General features: G+C 37.6%; 23 protein-coding genes. 6 read left to right on the top strand and 17 right to left on the bottom strand.

The genetic code is table 11. From position 1 onward, the window contains the following. Nucleotide 1: 1 nt before the first annotated feature. The 4 genes from OLW01_RS00530 to OLW01_RS00515 all read right to left on the bottom strand — a co-directional run bounded on the left by OLW01_RS00530 (nt 2) and on the right by OLW01_RS00515 (nt 4,153). Nucleotides 2–415, bottom strand: a complete 414-nt coding sequence (locus OLW01_RS00530; RefSeq protein ID WP_268074638.1) for a YjfI family protein — start codon at nt 413–415, stop codon at nt 2–4. A gap of 89 nt (nt 416–504) precedes the next feature. Next, a complete protein-coding gene (locus OLW01_RS00525) occupies nt 505–2,238 on the bottom strand; it encodes a polyamine aminopropyltransferase (protein WP_268074637.1) in 1,734 nt (577 codons plus the stop codon). A gap of 3 nt (nt 2,239–2,241) precedes the next feature. Next, complete coding sequence (locus tag OLW01_RS00520; protein ID WP_268074636.1) at nt 2,242–3,144, bottom strand: DUF350 domain-containing protein; 903 nt, start codon at nt 3,142–3,144, stop codon at nt 2,242–2,244. Nucleotides 3,145–3,166: 22 nt separating this feature from the next. After that, on the bottom strand, nt 3,167–4,153 hold the full coding sequence (locus OLW01_RS00515) for a hypothetical protein (protein WP_268074635.1): 987 nt from the start codon (nt 4,151–4,153) through the stop codon (nt 3,167–3,169). A gap of 103 nt (nt 4,154–4,256) precedes the next feature. On the opposite strand from OLW01_RS00515, the gene glnE reads away from it, so the two are divergent. The 3 genes from glnE to OLW01_RS00500 are packed head-to-tail and all read left to right on the top strand — an operon-like array spanning nt 4,257 to nt 8,170. Further along, a complete protein-coding gene (glnE, locus tag OLW01_RS00510) occupies nt 4,257–7,175 on the top strand; it encodes a bifunctional [glutamate--ammonia ligase]-adenylyl-L-tyrosine phosphorylase/[glutamate--ammonia-ligase] adenylyltransferase (protein ID WP_268074634.1) in 2,919 nt (972 codons plus the stop codon). A gap of 2 nt (nt 7,176–7,177) precedes the next feature. Beyond that, nucleotides 7,178–7,933, top strand: coding sequence for an NUDIX hydrolase (locus tag OLW01_RS00505; RefSeq protein ID WP_268074633.1), 756 nt, complete (start codon nt 7,178–7,180; stop codon nt 7,931–7,933). 33 nt (nt 7,934–7,966) lie between these two features. Continuing rightward, complete coding sequence (locus tag OLW01_RS00500; RefSeq protein ID WP_268074632.1) at nt 7,967–8,170, top strand: DUF3565 domain-containing protein; 204 nt, start codon at nt 7,967–7,969, stop codon at nt 8,168–8,170. A 104-nt stretch (nt 8,171–8,274) separates the two neighbouring features. Here the strand turns inward: OLW01_RS00500 and OLW01_RS00495 are convergent, their stop codons facing one another. From OLW01_RS00495 to OLW01_RS00455, 9 genes are all read right to left on the bottom strand, one after another. Next, the gene (locus tag OLW01_RS00495; RefSeq protein ID WP_268074631.1) at nt 8,275–8,748 is read right to left on the bottom strand and encodes a hypothetical protein; all 474 of its coding nucleotides are present in this window, start codon (nt 8,746–8,748) and stop codon (nt 8,275–8,277) included. Beyond that, nucleotides 8,741–9,058, bottom strand: coding sequence for an RHS repeat-associated core domain-containing protein (locus OLW01_RS00490; protein WP_268074630.1), 318 nt, complete (start codon nt 9,056–9,058; stop codon nt 8,741–8,743). The genes OLW01_RS00495 and OLW01_RS00490 overlap by 8 nt, the downstream gene beginning before the upstream one ends. A 437-nt stretch (nt 9,059–9,495) precedes the next feature. After that, nucleotides 9,496–10,110, bottom strand: coding sequence for a hypothetical protein (locus tag OLW01_RS00485; RefSeq protein ID WP_268074629.1), 615 nt, complete (start codon nt 10,108–10,110; stop codon nt 9,496–9,498). Further along, nucleotides 10,091–10,474: an RHS repeat-associated core domain-containing protein gene (locus tag OLW01_RS00480; protein WP_268074628.1), complete on the bottom strand. Its 384-nt coding sequence runs from the start codon at nt 10,472–10,474 to the stop codon at nt 10,091–10,093. The genes OLW01_RS00485 and OLW01_RS00480 overlap by 20 nt, the downstream gene beginning before the upstream one ends. Before the next feature lie 161 nt (nt 10,475–10,635). Then, complete coding sequence (locus OLW01_RS00475; RefSeq protein WP_268074627.1) at nt 10,636–11,184, bottom strand: ankyrin repeat domain-containing protein; 549 nt, start codon at nt 11,182–11,184, stop codon at nt 10,636–10,638. Between the two features lies 1 nt (nt 11,185). Beyond that, entirely contained in the window at nt 11,186–12,025 is an 840-nt protein-coding gene (locus OLW01_RS00470) for an RHS repeat domain-containing protein (RefSeq protein WP_268074626.1), read from the bottom strand. A 717-nt stretch (nt 12,026–12,742) separates the two neighbouring features. After that, on the bottom strand, nt 12,743–12,871 hold the full coding sequence (locus tag OLW01_RS00465; protein WP_268074625.1) for a hypothetical protein: 129 nt from the start codon (nt 12,869–12,871) through the stop codon (nt 12,743–12,745). A 320-nt stretch (nt 12,872–13,191) separates the two neighbouring features. Next, nucleotides 13,192–13,314: a hypothetical protein gene (locus tag OLW01_RS00460; protein WP_268074624.1), complete on the bottom strand. Its 123-nt coding sequence runs from the start codon at nt 13,312–13,314 to the stop codon at nt 13,192–13,194. A gap of 601 nt (nt 13,315–13,915) precedes the next feature. Continuing rightward, nucleotides 13,916–14,521: an MlaC/ttg2D family ABC transporter substrate-binding protein gene (locus OLW01_RS00455; RefSeq protein ID WP_268074623.1), complete on the bottom strand. Its 606-nt coding sequence runs from the start codon at nt 14,519–14,521 to the stop codon at nt 13,916–13,918. A 138-nt stretch (nt 14,522–14,659) separates the two neighbouring features. On the opposite strand from OLW01_RS00455, the gene OLW01_RS00450 reads away from it, so the two are divergent. Then, on the top strand, nt 14,660–15,610 hold the full coding sequence (locus OLW01_RS00450; RefSeq protein ID WP_268074622.1) for a LysR family transcriptional regulator: 951 nt from the start codon (nt 14,660–14,662) through the stop codon (nt 15,608–15,610). 52 nt (nt 15,611–15,662) lie between these two features. Here OLW01_RS00450 and OLW01_RS00445 read toward each other — a convergent pair whose 3' ends face one another. The 4 genes from OLW01_RS00445 to OLW01_RS00430 form a co-directional block, all read right to left on the bottom strand. Next, nucleotides 15,663–16,148 (bottom strand): YajQ family cyclic di-GMP-binding protein, encoded by a 486-nt coding sequence (locus OLW01_RS00445; RefSeq protein ID WP_268074621.1) that lies wholly within the window; start codon nt 16,146–16,148, stop codon nt 15,663–15,665. A 79-nt stretch (nt 16,149–16,227) separates the two neighbouring features. Next, nucleotides 16,228–16,605 carry a PH domain-containing protein gene (locus OLW01_RS00440; RefSeq protein ID WP_268074620.1) on the bottom strand — a complete coding sequence of 126 codons (378 nt, stop codon included), beginning with the start codon at nt 16,603–16,605 and terminating at the stop codon, nt 16,228–16,230. Nucleotides 16,606–16,634: 29 nt separating this feature from the next. Then, nucleotides 16,635–17,366: a class I SAM-dependent methyltransferase gene (locus OLW01_RS00435; RefSeq protein WP_326498595.1), complete on the bottom strand. Its 732-nt coding sequence runs from the start codon at nt 17,364–17,366 to the stop codon at nt 16,635–16,637. A gap of 41 nt (nt 17,367–17,407) precedes the next feature. Beyond that, entirely contained in the window at nt 17,408–18,112 is a 705-nt protein-coding gene (locus tag OLW01_RS00430) for a DNA-3-methyladenine glycosylase I (RefSeq protein ID WP_268074618.1), read from the bottom strand. Nucleotides 18,113–18,218: 106 nt separating this feature from the next. On the opposite strand from OLW01_RS00430, the gene OLW01_RS00425 reads away from it, so the two are divergent. Both OLW01_RS00425 and OLW01_RS00420 read left to right on the top strand, forming a co-directional pair. Then, on the top strand, nt 18,219–18,758 hold the full coding sequence (locus OLW01_RS00425) for a YfiR/HmsC family protein (RefSeq protein WP_268074617.1): 540 nt from the start codon (nt 18,219–18,221) through the stop codon (nt 18,756–18,758). Beyond that, a complete protein-coding gene (locus OLW01_RS00420; protein WP_268074616.1) occupies nt 18,758–20,518 on the top strand; it encodes a sensor histidine kinase in 1,761 nt (586 codons plus the stop codon). Before OLW01_RS00425 ends, OLW01_RS00420 begins: the two co-directional genes overlap by 1 nt. Nucleotides 20,519–20,882: the final 364 nt, after the last annotated feature.

Here is a 20,882-nt window from a genome sequence, read left to right as displayed (position 1 = left end):
ATTAAATTAAAAATTCACTAAAGTCATCAATAACATCAATCGCATTATCACTTAATACTGCTAATTCATGCTCTATTTCAGCTAGGCTTGAACTAATAGCTAATGCACCAAATACGGCATATTTGTCATCAATTTTTGCAAATGACGACAATGGCATTGGCATGTTCATTTCTAACATGGCTTCCATCATTTCAGCTCGCTTTTCGCTAACAACTTCAGTTTCATCCCATAAATAGGTAATACATAAAATTTGATCATCCGTTACCGATACAAATATAGGTAACTCTTCTCGTCCGCCTAAGCTAATTTGCAGCACATCCACTTCACCTGCAATTGGCTGACAATCAAAATCGTGTCCGGTAACAGAGTGATCACCCAGATCATTGAGATACTGTGCTATCTTATGAATATTCATTGCTATCCTCTAAATTTAGCTTTATGTGACTCGACATATTATGTCTGGGAATTAAGTTACGCCTCGAGACATAATATGTCAACCTTTTTTTATTCGTTCAATTTTCCCGTTGTTAAACGTCCACGCTCAGTTTGCCAAGCATTAAAGTGATACTCAAACAAAACCTGCGAACCTAACTCATTGGTTTTAATTTGTTCATAATCGTCATAAAAATGGGCTGGAAATTCAAAACTCGCTAAAATTAAACTTTCAGTTACCCAATTAACATCGCTAGGTAACGTTAAATTAGCTTTTAGCCTTTGGCTGACACCTTGCCCTTGCTTGCTGGCAATCGTCCATCCCCATTCACCAAAGCTAGGTACATTTTGATGATATTGTTCTACCGAACTAAAGCCAGCAGCCGACAAGGTTTTACCAATTGAAATAAAAGCTTTTCTGGCATGATAAGGTGAGGTTGATTGAATCACTAGCGCACCATCAGCCGACAATAATTGATTAAGCCTTAAATAAAAATAATTAGTATAAAGTTTATTTAAATCTGGGTGATTAGGATCAGGTAAATCAACAATAATAGAATCGTAATATTTGCCCTTTTTAAGCAGTTTATCTACTGCATTAAAAGCGTCATCAATTTTAATATGAACTCGCTCGTCGGTAAAACTAGATTGGGTAAGGCGACTGACTCGCTGCGCTAATCTAGGCGGTAATTTGTGCTCTGGATGACGAAATAAATCAACAACCTGAGCATCTAAGTCAATTAAATCTATTGATTCTGGTTGCCACTTTAAAATTTCTCTTACCGCTAAACTATCACCACCACCAATCACTAAAATATGCTGATGCCGCGCTGAGGCAGCCATGACAGGATGGACTAGCATTTCATGGTAAATTTTTTCGTCGCTTGACGAAAACTGTAAGCGCCCATTTAAAAATAAATTAATGATGGAGGGAATATCTGCACCTAAATAGCGTTCAGTTAATACCACCTGCTGATAATGGGTTTGAGTTTGATAAACCGCTTTATCTAAATACAACATATCGGTAAATTGTTGCATCCAACGATCACCCGATTTTGCTAGTAATAAAATAAATACCAACAACAACAAATGAAACCCAGCGAGCCATTTTTTAAAACCGATTTCTTGCCAAAAAACAATCAGCACTATTGTGCCAGCTACCCAATTTAAGCTTGCGGTAAAAACAGCGGCTTGGCTGATTTCAAGTGTCATCATCCAGCCAACCCAAATAGCAGCGCCTATGCCAGCACCTATATAGTCGGCACCATAAATTGTTCCGGCGTTATGGGTTAAATGACGTTGATGTAAATGCTCACGAACTCGGGCAATCAGCGGAATTTCCATGCCGATAAATAAACCTAATATCGCAGCAAAAACATAGGGGGTATAACGAGAAAACTGATAAATTGAATCCATAATACCGCCGCGCGGCAAAGCATCTGCGGGGATGCCGTAGGTATCAGCTAATAACTGCGGCAAACTAAAACTTAAACCAACCAGCATAGCGATAATTAAAATGGCACTGGCGCCAATAAGCGCAATAATGCTTTCAAGCCAGGCAAATCCGGTATAGGCGTTTTTAATTTTGCGAGCTGCAAAAGAGCCAACACCCATAAAAACAATCATCAGCCCTATGGTGGTGTAAATAGCATGCTCAACAGCGCCTAGCACACGGCCGGCATAATGCGACAATAAATATTCGTAAATTAGGCCGCACCCTGCCAAAACAGCCATCAGCAGGATAATCAGAATGTCTAATAAAAACAGCTGTTTTGAGCGGGTCGTTTGAGTACCTGTAGAACTCAAAATTTATGCCATAAGTGCAGTTAAAATCAAGGCGATAGAAACTACAATTGCAAACTCTGCAGCCGCAACCCCAATGTTATCTTGTTGGTCAACTTCAGCACAGGTATCGATATTCATCAAAATAATACGTCGGGCCAACTTGTTTAACAAGAAAATCAAAATAGTCATAATTAATGAAATACTAAACCAACCAATTAAGTTAGTAACAATACCTGTAGGCTGATAAACCAAAAAGTAGCTGGCCGCTTTAACCGCAAATGCTGTGGCTATCATATGGCCAGCATGACGAATCGCCACGGCAATTTGACCATGTTTTAATGCATCTTGAAAAGAAGCATCTTGATTGTTTTTTGCGTAATTAGACTCTCTCAACCGTGTCACAACCACGAGTACGGTTTGCGATACGGCAAAGCCAGTTAAAACTGCGATTAGGGTATAAATATCCATCCCTTCAACCCAGAGTAATACGGCCCGGATAATAATCGCTGTTGCAATGACAGCTGCTGCATCCACAATAGCAACGGCAACATTTTCATCTCGTATGGCTTCAACTTTATTAATTTTATTGAGTGACACTTTATCGTGCACAAATCGGCCAATTTTAATTAAAATTAAACCCGCCACCCCGTACGAGAATACGCCAATAGCTTCAACCAAGTAACTATTTGCAGATTCCCCAGTAATTGCGCCTGTTAACACAACGCCCATCGCAATAATGCTACCGGCTAAGCTAATACCAAATGCAAAGTTATCTTTTTGTGATAATTCTTCCGTCGTGTTGACTTTAGCCCACAGCCCAGAAATAAAACGCATAGCTGCTAATAAAATAATTGCGATTACTAAATCAATTGCTAATAAGGCAATTAACTCTGGCTTGAGATAGCTAAAAACATTAATACTATTCATTATGTCATCCATCTATTTGAATTTATTTACCGCCAAAGCCACCGCGGCTAAAGCTACTTGAGCTGCTGCGAAAACTTGAGCTACCAAAACCACTGCTTTTTTTAGAGCCCAATGAGCTCGATGATTTTTTAGTCTGATATTTACTTTGGAATCTTGATTGTGCTGTCTGAGCCGTGCGGCTAGCTGAAGAAACCCGTGAAGCGCCCGTTCGTTTTTTATCATAGGCGCTGGTAAATTTGCTGCCGCCAAAGCTTTTTTTCGCTTTTTGCTCTACCGAATATTGCTTTCTAATTTGGTTAGGTGATGAGTAGCGGTAACGGCCATAATCGTTATAATAACTATAGTTCCGTCGCCCTGCCCAGTCGTTATAATTTACCCGACCAAAGCCACCGGCAACATTACTAAATAACGAGTACATGCCATACCATTCCCAAAATGACATGCCATTGCTACCTGTCGACCATTGCCCATAGCTAGGATTACCAATTAATTGGCTGCCTGCTCCATAGTCTTGCGCTTGGTTTGCCTGCAAACTGGCCGCCTGACTAACAGAATTAACTCTGGGTAGCTCACCTTCACTTAAATCAGCCAATACATTTAATGGATCAGACAAAGCATCGTTATATAATTCAGGCGTAGCAGCCTGATAGATGTTTTCTAATTCGGCTAACCTTTCTTCTTTAGATTGGAATAACTGAGGCTGCTGAGCCGCACTTTCAAATCTGTCCAGCAAACTTGTATACAAAGGACCAGAAGTGGTTGCATCCCGAGCCATTTCATTGACTATGGTTTGCATATCTGGCTTTTGTTTTTTTAAATGTATCGCATACTGCTTGATTAAGTTCGCGTTTCTAACCTGTCCATTATCAAGTCGCTGGGCTAGCTTTTTAATTTGGGCTTGAGAAAAGTGAATTTGATTTTCAATTTTTGCATCAAGCGGATCACTACAGGCAGACACCCCTAGCAACAGCAATAAAACAAAAATGTGGCGAATTATTTGAACGCCCATACTATCCCCTGTTTTTTTATTGAGATAATGTTATTTTTTACGTACTGTACAGAGCCTAACTCTGTAGTCAATGTAAATAATAAAAACTTTAAGGTTCACCGATATGGCTTCACACCCAAGCAATTTATTTACCCCCTGTGCAACTCATCTAACTGAAATGCCAGCAGAATTACAACAAGCAGCAGATGAAGCTTGGGATAAAATTATATATCGCCATCCGCACTTTGAACAGCTAGAAGCGAAACAACAAGATAAAATAAAATGGCATTGTGCTCTAAGTAATTTTATATGTGATGCCATTTTGGCCGATCCTGAGTTTATTTTAACCCAACTCAACAACCCACAGCCTGCTGAACAAGCCTTCTTACAGGCTCAGGGGGACTTTAAACAAGCTTGCGCTCAGCTTACAACAGAAGCTGAGTTACATAAATTATTACGCCAATACCGCCGACAGCAAATGATGTGGATAGCCTGGCAAGATTTTAACGGTCATATTAATTTAGATCAGGCATTTGAATTTATCTCAAGTTTAGCCGACCAGCTAATCAGCCAATCGTTAGACTGGTTATACCAAAACTTAACCACCACCTTTGGCACACCGACCAGCCAGGATATTGATGACAAAACCCCAGGCCAAGCGCAACCATTTTTTGTGTTAGGCATGGGAAAACTCGGTGGTGGTGAACTTAACTTTTCATCAGATATTGACTTAATATTTTGTTACCCAGAGTCAGGTAAAACTCAAGGGGCGACCCGTAGTTTAAGTAATCATGAATTTTTTACCCGATTGGGTCAGCGTTTAATCACCTCATTACATCAGCAAACGGCTGACGGGTTTGTTTACCGTGTAGATATGCGGTTGCGTCCCTATGGCGATAGTGGCCCGCTGGTGATGAGTTATGCCATGTTAGAAGATTACTACCAAGAGCAAGGTCGAGATTGGGAAAGATATGCGATGTTAAAAGCCAGAGCCATAGTACCAGAGCGCTGGCAAGATCACCCAGAATTGGACTATTTAAACCAATTGATTCGTCCATTTGTTTACCGCCGATATATTGATTTTTCTGCCGTAGAAGCACTGCGAAAAATGAAAAAATTAATCGCCCAAGAAAACCGCCGAAAAGGCCTGCATAACAATATAAAACTAGGTGAAGGCGGCATTCGAGAAGTTGAATTTGTGGTACAAGCTTTTCAGCTAATTAGAGGCGGACGCGAACCCGAGCTAAGAACCCGCTCAACCCGTAAAGCATTGCAAAAGCTATTAGCGGCGGGTGAATTAGATGAACATGAAATCGATTTATTAACCGACGGCTACTATTTTTTACGCAAAGCCGAACATGTGTTGCAAGCCATAGCCGATCGCCAAACTCAAACGCTACCAGATAATGAGCTAGATAAAATGCGGCTCTGTTTCGCCATGGGCTTTGAAGACTGGGATTCGTTTTATCATGCGCTGAGTATCCGCATGAGCCAAATCCATCAAATTTTCAATGATATTATCCGAGATGATAACGAAGAAGACAGCGACTCCGTTCAGTTTGATTATTGGATCAGTCAGTTAAACGGCGATATTGCAATATCGCAATTAGAGCAAGACTACCCGAACATTGATGCTCAAGATTTTTGGCGACAAATAGTTGAGTGCCAGCAGCAAGTTGAAAAACGCTCAGTGGGCCCGCGCGGTACCGACATAATGACTAAACTCATGCCAAGATTAATTGAGTTATGTTTAGACAGTTCAGAGCCCTCAACAACACTCTCTCGGGTTAAAGACCTAATTATTGCGATTTGTACACGCACCGCTTATTTAGAACTTCTATACGAAAACCAAGCAACCTGTAAACAGCTACTACTTTTTTTACAAGCCAGTCCTTGGATTGCTCAACAGCTCAATAAACAAGCCTTTTTATTAGATGAGCTATTAGATCCACGCCAGCTTTATCGTGAACTCGATGCAAATCAATACAAACAAGATTTACGCGAACGTTTGCTGCGTATTGAAGAAGACGATTTAGAACAGCAAATGGATACCCTTCGCCAATTTAAACATGCCTACCAATTGCGTATTGCCGCGGCTGATTTAATGGGCTATTTACCTTTAATGCAAGTGAGTGATCACCTCACTTGGCTGGCGGAAGCAATTTTAGAACAAGTGGTTAATCTAGCTTGGCGACAAATGACCAGTAAGCATGGTGCGCCAGAATCGTTAAAAGGCAATGACAAAGGTTTTGTTGCATTAGGCTATGGTAAATTAGGCGGCTTAGAATTTGGCTATGGATCTGATTTAGATATGGTTTTTGTTCATAACCAAAAAAGTGATGAACAAACCGATGGCGAAAAACCAATAGGCAATACCCAATTTTATATTCGTTTAGCCCAGCGTATTATGCATATCTTTTCAATGCAAACTCACGCAGGTATTTTATACGAACTCGATTTAAGGCTTCGTCCTTCTGGCAACTCGGGCTTATTAGTCGCCACCTTAAATGGTTTTAAAAATTATCAGCAAGAAGAAGCCTGGACATGGGAACATCAAGCGTTAGTAAGATGCCGAGCGATCACCGGCGATCCTGATTTAATCCAAGATTTAAATCAAGTTAGAAACCAAATTTTAACTCAGCCTCGAGATCTAGATAAATTAAAAACAGATGTCACAAAAATGCGTTTAAAAATGTTTAACCATTTAAGCGCCGGTGATAAAGATTGCTTTGATTTAAAACAAGACAGAGGCGGCATCACCGATATTGAATTTATTACCCAATACATAGTATTAGCCTATAGCCACCAGCATCCAGAATTAACCAAATGGTCAGACAACATTAGAATTTTAAGACTGGCTGCAACCGTTAACGTGATCAGCGAAGAAGAAGCTGAAGCTTTAGTTGAAGCCTATAAACAATTTAGAAACGAAGGCCACAAACTCGCACTGGCTAAAAAGAAAGTGGTCAGCAAAATATCGCCATTTGAAGACTCAATTAAACAAGTTAAAGCCGTTTGGCAGCGATTATTTAACGAGGAGTAACAGTGTTTAGTTATCAATACAATGCGTTTTCTGGCGTGCATTTAACCCTCACTGAAAACGCCATAAACACAGCACAGTTTACTATTCAAATAGCTCCGTTAATGAATGAATTTAAACAAGCTAATAAAAAAATTATTTGGTTTACCCTGCCCATTGAGCAAGCTGCGTATATTCCGCTCTGCACCCAACTTGGATTTGAGTTTCATAATTGCCTGCCCGATCAAATTACCTTAATTTATAAGTTACAAAAAAATGCATACGCCCCTTTTGTGCCAACACATACTGTGGGGGCTGGCGCTGTGGTGATTAATCAACTCAATCAAATTTTGTTAGTTAGAGATAATTTTGGCCAATACAGAGGATTTAAACTACCGGGCGGACACGTTGAATTAGGTGAGGATATCCACTTAGCAGCAGAGCGAGAAGCCCTTGAAGAAACCGGTATAAAAGCACAGTTTAGCCAAATATTAGGAGTGGTTCACAAACATCCCTATCGTTATGGCAAATCTAACCTTTATTTTATCTGCCAATTAGAAGCCCTGACAGAAACCACCAGCATTCAAGATGCAGAAGAAATAGCCGAAGTGAAATGGATAGATATTGCGAGCTTTATCAATGACGACTCACAAAGCGAATTTGTTCGCCAAGTGGTTAAACAGGCTTACCAAGCACAACATAATAAATCAGGCTTAAAACTCACCGCCTGTGCCAAAACAACGGAAGCGAATGTTGAAAAACGTGACTTATTTATTTTATAGGTTAAGGTTCAGGCCAGATAATAATGTATAAAGATGAAACAAAAAATCGTTAACTACCATTTAGATGAAGCAGGCGACTGGGTTGCTGAACTGGCCTGCAAACACTGTCAGCATGTACGCCATAATCCCCCTTTTATTAACCGGCCGTGGGTAATAACAAACCAAGGGCGTGAACAAATGAAAGGCTACGAACTAAACTGCAAAAAATGTGATATAGGCGCCCCCAAAGATATATAAAACAAACTTAAAAATTCATGCTAGCTGTAAATTGCAGGCTTTAGTATTTTTTAATTTACGCAATAGTAAACGGCTAGGGAGTGTCGACTTTGAGCAAAAAGCTGTCACTCGATACTTTTTGAGTTCATTAAGCGTATTTTACGCTTTTGTCCTAATAGTGATGAAAAGTAATATATTAAAGTCCAAAAGATTATGGTGATCGTGTTTTCATAAATAAAAAGACTTATAAATAACACTAATACTGTTGATATAGGAATAGGAATTGAAATTTTTAACTTTAAATAAGCAAAAAATATTACCAACGTAAAAGTCAAAACATTAAAAAACTGGAAAAAGGCATAAGCTTGGAATCTCTCTGTTTTAGCTTTGTTATCTTGAACAAATGTTTTTTCAAGTTTCTTCAGTCTTTCATATTCAAGCTCATTGATAATGCCGTCAGAACTCATGTTTTGATATTGAACATGATAATAATTTTCATTATTTAATAGTTCTACCATTAAAGTCTGGCTTATATAAGTGAATATGCATATAAAAATAGTTATAAAAATTAGCTCTTTAATATAAATTACTTTACTCATATCCAAATACACCTCGATTTATGCCACTACAGACTCCTAAATCATAACAGTATGCTTCATCCTCATACCCACTCGGATCAACCATACTCAGTGGATTATTCCACACATAAGTATATCGGTTGTAACTTTGGCTATGAGTGGGGGCTTGCACCAGTATATCCGCACTTAAAAAACGGCCGATATTTGGGTCGTATACTCGGCCATTCATATGGATTAACCCATTATCATCTAACATTTTGTGGCCGGTATAACCTTTACTGGTTGCTGTTACTTGTGCCACAGAGCCGTTACTCATATTAGGCTTAAACATTCGTGGCAAACGCTAACATTTTCACTCAACCTGTGTCGGCTTTGAGCGAGAAGCGGATCTTTGTAGATTATGTTCTAACCTGAAAAACCATTCGCGCGAGCGACTTTTCACATGTTCAATAATATTGTTAGCATTCGCTTTATCCGACTAAACTTTCCTAGGTTAAAATAGCAGGTATGCCAAGTAAACTGATACAATTAATATTCTGGTTATAACCAATGTCCTTATAATAATTTTATCTGAGTCACTTAGTAATAATGAAAAATCACTATTGTCATATACTGCATTTTTTACTCTAATTCTGTCCGATTGATAAAATAGCTGATTTGCATCTTGTGGTATCTTCTTCGCTACCTTGCGAACAAATAAATGCAAAATTACACTAAGCAAAAAAAAAGTAACGAACACGCTAATCAAAATATACATTAACAACCTCTTTAAAATTTAAGTCTTCCGAATGTTGCCGGCATTGCTCTAGAGCCCCATTTATGATTGTAAGGATCCTCGATATAGGATCTATTATTTCTTCCTTGTAAATCGTCTTGTTGTCGGATCCCATTATCTGAAGTATTGTTAAATATTGAAAGAAACATAATTGATAGGTCAATCGCATCAGCTATTTGACCTATTGACATAGCTTCAGTTAAATAGGCGGATGCAATACCTTCCATTGCTAGAGGAATAGCTATACCAGTCCCCGCTAAAATTGCAGCTTGTCTACTATTATGATTAGCAATTATGTTTGCGCGAGCCCATTCTGTATCAATTCCTTTGTTTCCCCTATTCATGGCAGCATTTCTACAACGAGCATCGCAATAAGTAGTGTAAGTGCCCTGATAATTCCCTTTTCCTTTAGCTGTTTTTACAAACCCAGGATGACTTGTGAACGTCTGCTCTGTACTCCTTCCTGACATATTAGACGAAGGCTGGACTTGCTCAAATAGTTCATCATGCATTTTTTCAAGTGCTTGCTGGTGGTCGTTAAACGCACAATTAGGCGCGCATGCATCTGGAGTCGTATTACTTATAATACTAGTTTGAATGTTGACCATTTGTACAAGACATTGATTGATTTTTCTGCTCTTGTAAATAATCTAAATAGGCTTGATCACAACCGCCATAAACTGTCGACTCACCTAGTGAATGTTCGTAATGACAACCTTCGGTGGCATACCCACTCGGATCAACCATGCTCAGTGGATTATTCCACACATAACTATAGCGATTATAACTTTGGCTATTAGTGGGGGCTTGCACCAGTATCTCCGCACTTAAAAAACGGCCGATATTTGGGTCGTATACTCGGCCATTCATATGGATTAGCCTATTATCATCTAACATTTCGTGGCCGGTATAACCTTTACTGGTTGCTGTTAATTGTGCCACAGAGCCGTTGCTCATATTAGGCTTAAACATTCGTCTCAAACGCTAACATTTTCACTCAACCGCACGGTTATTTGCACCTGCCCAGTGTCGGCTTTGAGCGAATTGCAGACATTTTAAGGGGCCATAAAGTGTATAATCCTGCTAGTAAAGTTTCGCTTTTTAGCATTCTAAGAATCAAAATAAATTTAATTTTATAATCTTAGCTTGCAAGCTTTTTTAAAAATAGCTTGAAATTCTATTTTACTTATTTTTAATGCTAATGAATCCGTACAAAACTTATCTCTACTCTGTCCAGCGCCATAAACCATGATAAGTTCAAATAATTTATCATTGCCACTACTCAAAGAAAAATCCATACAACTCGGCATTTCCCCTGCATCAGTAATAAGGTAATCAGCAACTAAACCATTATCAATCACTAACTGAACCAATGATAAATTTGAGTTTATACACGCAGAGTTAATTGCAGCCCTATTATTCAAATCTTCCAAATTAATGCCTTTTTCTAATAAGGCGCTAACAAGCTTATTTGCCTGCATGTTTCCAGCTAAACTAAATAAGGTTAAATGTGAACTATATTCATAGTTAACATTTTTCATGTAAGGTATTACTTTTATTGCTTCGGTCTCATTACCCTGCATTAAGTGAGCTTTAATCATTGATGCGTAAACAGGATCTTTATTGATTTCAGTACCAGTGCAAAAAAAGCTAATAAAAAATATAAACAGACCTAATTTCATATTACTTACCTGTAGCTCCGCATTCAGAAGCGTAAAGTGACGAGCAAAAGTTTGAGATAAAGACTTCTACAGCAACTTCAGCTGCAGGGTTAGGTATGGATAATTTACCATATTTGGGTAGCTCCACTTCGATATCTTTGATTGGTGTTTTATCTAAACCTTGCCCCATCATAAAAGCAACACTATTCATTTTACTCATACAATCTTGGAACATACTGCACTGTTCAAGAGCGACGTTGTGACCTCCTCTTGAACCAATCTCCATTGCAATCTTTTGATCAACCCAAGCGTGCTTGCCATTTGGTAATTTAACCCATTGGGCAGAACTATATGGCTTGGGAGGTCTAGAATTTGAATCTTGTTGATTCAACGTCCGCTCTGTACTACTTGCAGACATTAACTGATCATTTTCTCTTGCCCACTTATCAATTAGCCACCAATAATTTATTTTCTTTGGTTTACGATAGGTGATGTGAATAACTTCCATTTCTTCTGGCTCATCGACTTCTGAACAAACCGTACCTTCACTTGGCGTTTTACCCGACTTAGCCTCTTCTTCAGTGACTCCAAAATCGTAACAATATGATTCACCCTCATACCCACTCGGATCGACCATACTCAGTGGATTATTCCACACATATGTATAGCGGTTGTAACTTTGGCTATTAGTGGGGGCTTGCACCAGTATATCCGCACTTAAAAAACGGCCGATATTTGGGTCGTATACTCGGCCATTCATATGAATTAACCCATTATCATCTAACATTTCGTGGCCGGTATAACCTTTACTGGTTGCTGTTACTTGTGCCACAGAGCCGTTACTCATATTCGGCTTAAACATTCGTCGAAAACGCTAACATTTTCACCCAACCGCACGGCTATTTTCACTAGCCCTGTGTCGGCTTTGAGCGAAAAGGGGATCCTAATTAACTCAAATATTTTATAAATATCATAAAGCCAACAAAATAGATCTACCGACTAAGAATAGTAAAGCGCTTATAAAAAAGAGATAGAAAATTAAAGCTATCAGGCGCTCTTCACTGTTGCTTGGTTCATACCTGAGAAAACTAGCCATGGCAACCTGTATAGGTTTTTTATCGAAATAGGCTTTGATATTATGAGTAAAAAACATATACAAATAAATTAAGATCGCTGCTTTAACTATTGATTTAACGTTTAGAGTTAGATAAAGATCAAACATATTCAAAATGATATATATACCAATAGATAATTTGTAAATCATAAATTAGTCCTCCGGATCAAAGTCCATTTCAATATTGGTTGAAACTGTATCAGCTAATGCATTACCGGTAGCCCCAGCAGTGAATTCGGACCTACCTTGTTTTAATAATTCCTTGCTTGCTCTAAGTCCGAATCCATAGACTCCCACCATTTATGCGCGCAACATGCTAATAGTGATTGTTGATATGCGCATTAAAGCAACATTTAACACCAGCTGCCGCGCTTAAAATAATGATTCCGCCCAACGAGATAAACAATCTGGTTTGAGTAAATGTATTCCCTGGTTCTCGAAATGACATTCCAACGGATAACACTATTAAAAAGCAGCTAAAACAGTAATAAAACCAATTGCAAATGATTTACTAGGAGTAAACTTTTTTCTTTCACAAATAACTTCAATAACTTTAAAAATTAATGCCACGAAACCAAATAATAAAAATTCCATCTAATCCCCCGTTATTGGAATAAAACCCAAACCATTTCCAAGCCACCATGAATTGTGACCCCATATGATTTCTGAAGATTTTGAACCTTGAGTAATTTGGTTGACTGCTGGCGACAAAACTTTACCAATTCCAACAGAATAGCCATAAACTTTCCCTAGAAACATCTGAATCCACAATTTCCGTTCAATTCTGAAAAGATTAAACCGCTTCCTGCTGGTTGTGATATATGGTACCTAAGCGAGCTTCCGCGTTTAACGTAAACATTGATTGTGACTCTTAAAGCCTATTTAGGCTAACCCTTAAGACTCAAAACGTTTGATTAATAATCTGCTGATTCACAAGCCATCGCTACTTTTGCCCCACATGCAACGCCAAGCCCTATGCCACCTAAAAACCATAAATACCGATATTCAGCCCCTGAATTGGAATATGAACCGACCATGATTTCACCACTAAAAAGTAAAACCATAGAAGTCACAAACAAACTAACGAACCCATAAAAAAAGCTTTTTTCATAGAAAATTTTTTAGATTTGCAGATAGCTTCAGTAATCACTAAAGCCATATATAAAATAAATGCACCTATAATTCCCATAATATGGATTAGCCCATTATCACCTAGCATCAAAATCCATGGTGGAGATGTTTATTGACGTAGCCTTATTCGCATGAAAAAACACAGGATTTTAAGCAAGTAACAAATAATTGAATTGGATTAACAACAAATTTAAAACATAAAAAAAACAAAGTAAACATTTATATTTAACTCGTCCAATTCAAAAATAAATCAATGTATTATTTCAGTGCTATTAAAATACTTGAGCAAGCGTTAAGTCACTATATAAAAGCTTTGTCGCTATAAATCCCAAATAGCAACACAGAAACAAAATATGACCGGACTTAATAAGCTATCGAGTGCTTTTTAGCTCGTAACTTTAAATAAATGAGGCTTAAATTTTAGTTAATAAAAAAGCCTGCCAAAAAGGGGGTTTGGCAGGCGGGTGGCCGATTGAATAGCGATAAAGCTGCTAAGGCCTATAAAGTTTAACTCTTTTCCAATTGAACAATCACTTTATCTAAACCAACATCTGAAATTCGGCGCACGACTTCTTTTTGTTTGGCACTTAATAAAGATATGCCTTCCGCTACCATGTCATACACTTTCCATTCACCTTGTTTGTTTTTTCTTAGCTTAAATTGCAAGTCAATTTCTGGCGCACCGGCTTCAATAATGCGTGCTTTTACTGTGGCATATTTACTCTCAGTTGGTTCGCTTGATTGAGCAAATACTACTTTTTGACCTTTATATGCCATTAGTGCATTGGCATAAGTTGATACAAGGTTAGCTTTTACTGCGTTTACAAATTTTGGAACATCATTGCGGTTCACAGTACGGATATGTTTTCCCAGCAGTTTAAAAGAAACAAACTTTAAATCCACATGCGGAAACAATTGGGCATTGACCAATTGCTTTAAATTTTCTCGTTTTTGTTGTTCATTGTCAGAATCCAGCTCTGCAATTTGAGCAAATAACTTTTGACCTACTGAACTTAATAATTCACTAGGTGATGGATGAGCTTGAGCCCATGTTGAAAATACAAACGAAAAAACCAAACCCGTGGTCAAAAATACTTTTTTTAAGAAAGCCATTATTTACTCCAAAAAATCAATTTCGTTATTATATCGAATTGACAGTTGAATACTTACCCCAATCTTGGCAATTAATTGATGCCAAACGAGCAACAATAACCTATGATTATAACTTTACTGCCAAACATGTATTAAACTATGGATTTAACAAACCGTCTGCTCATTTTTTTAGAAGTTGTCGAACAAGGCTCATTTAGCAAAGCAGCTAAACGACGTAACATAGATAGATCGGTCGTATCTAAGCAAATTAGTAAATTAGAAAGTAGTTTAGGGGTTCGTTTACTGAACCGCTCCACTCGCTCATTTTCATTAACGGCAGCTGGCGCTGAAATGGTCAAAAAGGCCGAAGAGATTCGTTATTTATTGCGTGAAACCATTCAAATATCAGAAAACTTTCACACTGAGCCTAAAGGTTTATTAAGGCTGACTAGTTCTTCTATTTTAGGTAAACGCTACATTCAGCCCGTCATTAATGAATTTCAAAAAAAATATCCGCAAGTTGACATTGAACTTAGGTTAGAAGACAGGTTGGTAGATGTTATTAGCGAAGGCTATGATCTGGCTTTTCGCGCCGGCCCACAAAAAGATTCAAATTTAATCTCAAGGCCAATCGCCCCTATCCGCGTTTTAATTGTTGCCTCACCTGAGTTTATTAAAACGTATGGCGAACCTAAAACGATGGAAGAACTAGCAAAACTCCCTGCTGCTACATACGCTGGCGAGACCAGACGTATGATTGAAATGCCGTATATTACTGAAAATGGCGAAGAAGTGAGTATTAATATGCGCTGTGTTTTTCAGGCAAACGATGGTGAGTTAATTTTATCCAAAGCTTTATCAGGCACGGCTTATGCGCCTATTCCATCGTTTGTAATTGGGCAAGAAATTTTAAAAGGTGAGCTAGTACCTTTACTAAAACATGTTAAATTACCCAATTATTATTCCATTAACGCGGTTTACCCTCATCGAGGTTTGCCTGTGCGCTCTCAGCTTTTTTTAGATGCAGTGATCGAATATATCGGAAAAGATAAACCTTTGTGGGAAAAGAATATTCCTGAGTTTGACAATATGTATGGTTATCAGGCATAACCATCAAACTCAAAGTATGCAGCTACTTTGAGTTTGATTTGATTTAAGTGTATTAATCTCTGAAGTTATTAAACTGAAATGGTTGATCAAGTGACTCATCTTGACGAACGAGTTGCATAACCGCTTGTAAGTCGTCTCGTTTTTTACCGGTCACTCTAACCTGGTCACCTTGAATAGAAGCTTGAACTTTAAGTTTGCTGTCTTTTATTAATTTAACCACTTTTTTAGCGACTGGTGTTTCAATACCTTGGATAAAAGTGGCTACTTTTTTAAAGGTTTTTCCAGAATGCTCAGTTTCACTTAACTTAATCGATCTAGGATCTACTTTTCGCTTTGCTAACTGGCTTCTTAATATGGTTACCATTTGATCCAGTTGAAAATCAGCTTCGGCTACCAGTTTAATGCTCTCTTTGTTAAATTCAAATTCAGCATCAACGCCTTTAAAATCAAAACGAGTTGATAGCTCTCGTTGTGCATTTTCGGCAGCATTACGAATTTCTTCCTGTTCGGTTTCAGTGACAATGTCAAATGATGGCATTTTACTTTCCTATTAAACAAATTTAATTTATCGCTATTTTATACTTAAGTGAGCTAAAAATGCGAATTTAACCCTTGTTTTAGCCTAACGCATAATTTGCCAATGCTTGTTGAATGCCGAGTACAGTGTCGCCATTTTTTAATTCACGCTTGATTGGATCTTGGTGGCTGCTTATCCATATTCTCAACTCTGAATCCATGTCAAAATGACCAGCGGTTTCCAATGAAAAGTGGCTAATCGCTTTATAAGGTATAGAGTGATACTCCACTTTTTTACCTGTTACCCCTTGCTTATCAATCAAAATAAGGCGTTTATTAGTAAACACATACATATCTCTAATTTCTTTACAGGCGTAAGTAACTTGTTCTTCACGACCTAATATAGGTGATAGCTCTTGCTCTACTTCTGCGCTATCAATTTCACTGGCATTGCCTAATAATCCATCTAATAATCCCATTGCTTTGCTCCTGCTAATATAAAATTAATTTATTCGTTTATTAGGTATATATCAAAACGGTGCTTTTTTGAATCAATTGTAAAGTTTGGTTTTTCACCGTTGAGCGGTTTAGCATAATCAGGTCGTTTAACCACCACTCGTTTAACTGCCATTTTTCGGGCGCTAGCTAATAAACCATCAGCATCAAGATCAGCCCCAACCAAGCTTTGAAATACTTTCATTTCTTTTTTAACTGCGGCTGATTTTTTTTTATGGGGGTACATAGGGTCTAAGTAAACCACATCTGGCTTTTGCGCTAGCTGGGGCAAAATATCTTCGCTGGTTAAGGCTGAACTATGAATTAACTTGAGCCTTTGGCTAACCCAATCTCCAATATTTGGATCTTGCTGAGCCCGATATAGACCATCAAACAGTAAAGCAGCAACACAAGGATGGCGCTCAAGCCAAGTTACATTGCACCCTAATGCTGCCAATACAAAGCCATCTCGGCCCAAACCTGCGGTTGCATCTAAAACATTAGGCCGGTAATTCGCTTTAATTCCAACGGCTCTGGCAATGACTTCTTTTTTTATGCTAGCCTGATTTCGCCTGTATTCTGATTGTGAACTGCAAAAATCAACACGCACCCCGCCTTGATTTTTTTGTTCTATTTGAAATAGTTGCAATTGACCATCTTGCCAAATTAATTGTAAAGGTGAATCGCTTTTTGTGACTAACTTAAAACCAAACTCAACTGACAATTGCTTTAAATATTCATTCATTTCAATCTCAGTTTCACTTGCTTTAATAATTAAGCTTGTTGTCATTCGTGTGGACCTTGCATACCAACATAGTTATCGCCTACGCCATAAGCAATTAGCTGGCTAATGCTTTGCAAATCGTAATTTGATTCTTGCTGCCAAGTATTAAAACAATTTTGAATAATCTTTAAATTGCGCAAACTGGTTAACCCGCCCTCAATTAATTTTTGGCTACGAAAATAAGCTTCAATATCTTGGGTTAATAAAAAGGTGTCTTTTCCCAAAGCCCTTAATGCATATGGCCCTGTATTACCACCCAGTCGGCTTCCATGCTTTTTAAGATAAAGCCAAAGTTGAGTAATTTCCGAGCTAGGCCAATCAGCCAGCCATTTCGCAAATGACGTTTGATGCTCAACTTGCACGTCGTGCATCATTAATGCGTTATCTCTAATCGTCATCACTTTTTTGGCGTTGCGAATAATGGCAGGATCACTGGCCCTTTTTTCTAATAGCTCATCGGGCATCATTAAAACTTTTTCAATTTCGAAGTTAAAAAACAAACGCTCAAATTCACTCCATTTGTTTTCTACAACTCGCCATACAAAACCAGATTGAAATACTTTTTTAGTAAATGCCGATAATATTCGACTGTCGTCATACTCAGCAATTTGCTGGTTAGAGACTGAAGTGCCTAATAAACCTGAAATGGCTTGCTCGCCACCTTTTCGTTCACATGCTCTGTTATATATATTGTCAAAATGTTCCATAGTTACCTATAGTTAATATTTTGTGATTAAAGATTGCCGTGCCTTAATGAGCCCTTTAAACTACGTATCATTGCATAAAGATTAATATCGTTATAAAAGGACGACCGTGTTTCAGCCCATTACACTTTTTTTTACTGCGCTATTAGTTATTTTTGCCTGTCCGATAAAAGCCGAAGATAATGAAAACGATAAGTCGCTCGTGCTTTTTCAGACGTTAAAGCATATTGATTGGTCAACCATTCGAACTCAAAATAAACCACTAGAAATGTGTAGTTTAACTCAAAATGAGCATTCAGCGGCTCATTTAGTTGGGGATAAACAAGCTTTTAAAAGTGGCCAGCATTTAGTTAATTTACACTATTTTTATCAGATTAAAGACTTGTCTGATTATATAATTGAGTTCAGTTGTGACATTTATTATTTTGATAATGTATTTAGCCAACTTAATATACGCCATATTTTAACCACTGCCATTCAAAAAAATAGCATTAGTATTGGTAATGGTGATGCTTTTTTATTGCAAAATGGCACGCTCGCTTTTATTCAGCAGGATGAAAATTTAACGTTAAGAGTAAACATGAATCAAGCAAACACAAATAGCCTTATAAAAAATCCTGTTATTTTAGCATTATCAGGTAACCCATAATGAAAATAAATAAGTTTCCAAGCTGGGTTATTGTTGTAGTCTGCTTATTTATCGGCTTAGCGACTTCATTTAAAGCCAAACAGAATATTGAAAACCTTGAGCATCAACTTTGGTTAAATTCAGCTGAGCCTGATAGCCATGCATTTTTAACCAAAGCAACTCAGTTGCTTAATCCAAAAGTTAATTTACTCACTCAGTTCTCAAGCATTATTTCAGCACAACCTCAATTACAAGCAGCACAATACGATGAATTAGCCCAAGCTAGTTTAAAAAACCATTCACAGCTGGATGAAGTATCACTTGGTTACTATTTAATTGATAGCCAACGGCTTAGTCATAAATGGTCATTTGGTACTGCTAATGCTTTTCAACAAAACGATGCCTTAAAAGCCGAGCTACTCAACTTATACCGGCTAAGTAAAAGCCATCAAGGCCAAGTCATATTACAACCTAAACAGGCACCAAATAATAAACCACAAAGTTTAATTGCAGCCATAAACTTTGAGCATCAAACCAATGAGTATTTTCTGTTTAGTGTAATAGATACCGCGGCTATAAATTTTGCATTGAATCATTTGCATAAGCCCAATAAATTGGCATTTAATTTAACGTTAACGAATAAAACCAAGCCAATACTTAACTGGGATTTTAATCAATTTACGACAACTAATTTACTCACAGAAAAATCGCTAACAATTATTCCTAATTATCATTGGCACCTACAAACACAAGTATTATCAAACTATAACCACGGCCCAAATTTAGCCAAAGCGAATAAAGTATTTGCAGCTGGTATTATTTTTAGTTGTTTAATTGCATGTTTAATTGGTTTTTTAGCTTGGTTAAGACATCTGGCAAATGAGCAAACGGCTCAAACAGAATTAAAACTTGAAGCTCTGCATGCTCAGCTAAATACGTGTTTAGATAACTTTAAACGCTCAGCCAAACAGGCTGTCTATAGCCAGTTAGCACCTAAAGCGATTTCAACTATTCCGCCATATGTTAGTAATGTTATTAAGATTTGTAGTTCCCTAGAAGAAAAAGGCATCAATCTAAAACGTAATATAAAAGACAAAAAAGCCACACTTGGCCAAATTGTCGCCTATATAGATAACAGTGTACTAACCACACGTCGCAGTGCTGAAAACATGATAAAAGCAGGCGAATCTTTATACAACTTAGATCATATAAAACAAGACCTTGAGCAAGATTCAATTAGACAAGTTCACTTACAAACACATATTGAAGCACTAATAGCTACATACAAACCAGCACATAAAAACGTTAATTTTATTATGACGGTTGGCCAAGATTTAATGGTAGAAACCTACCCGGGATCGTTAACTCATTTACTGACTATATTGCTCAATAATAGTTTAGAGCATGGTTTTAAAAACCGGACAGACAATGTTTTAATGGTTGAAGCATCGTTTAATAAAAGAAAAGGGCTTATTAATATTCGCGTAGAAGATAATGGCTTAGGCATTGATGCCGAAATTTTACAAGCGATCGATGACAATACCGATCATCCACAACTTGTTGGCATTGGTTTGGCATTAGCTAAGCAATTAGCTGAAGAAAAATTTAACGGAACCTTCAATATAAAAAGCAAAATTGACCGTTACACCCGAATCACACTCAATTTTCCGCAACAAGTAAATGCCCCCACAAAAGAAGCCACTCAACAAACAGAAAACGCACCAACGGACAACCAAGAATCATCTAGTTCCCCAAAAGGCGAAGCTTTATCGGCTGAGTAATAATGTTCGTAAAAGTTGACAGAAGATAATACTTATCGCCTTATAATTTTTCATTATTTACTAAGTTTAAATTAAGTTAAAAGACAGCTAGATTTATCACTCCACAAGAGGTAAATTAGCTACCCTTTAAAAATTGATTTTCAGAAACCCTTGCTTTAAATGGCAAAGTTTCCACATGGCTCTCTATTTTTAAATAATATTCAAGGGAATAAAAATAAATATAAAAAACAATAAGTTAAATACAAAAATAATAAATAATTCTTTTAATAGCACTATTAGCCCAAACTTTTTCAACAAAGTTATCCACAGCTTACGCAATTTTAATTGTGGAATTAGCTGTGCCTAAAATTCAGCAGTTCATCCG

The organism is Catenovulum adriaticum, assembly GCF_026725475.1.
GTDB classification, from domain to species: domain Bacteria; phylum Pseudomonadota; class Gammaproteobacteria; order Enterobacterales; family Alteromonadaceae; genus Catenovulum; species Catenovulum adriaticum.
The sequence above is the reverse complement of the archived record's forward strand: the minus strand, read 5'-3'. Positions and strand labels throughout refer to the sequence as shown.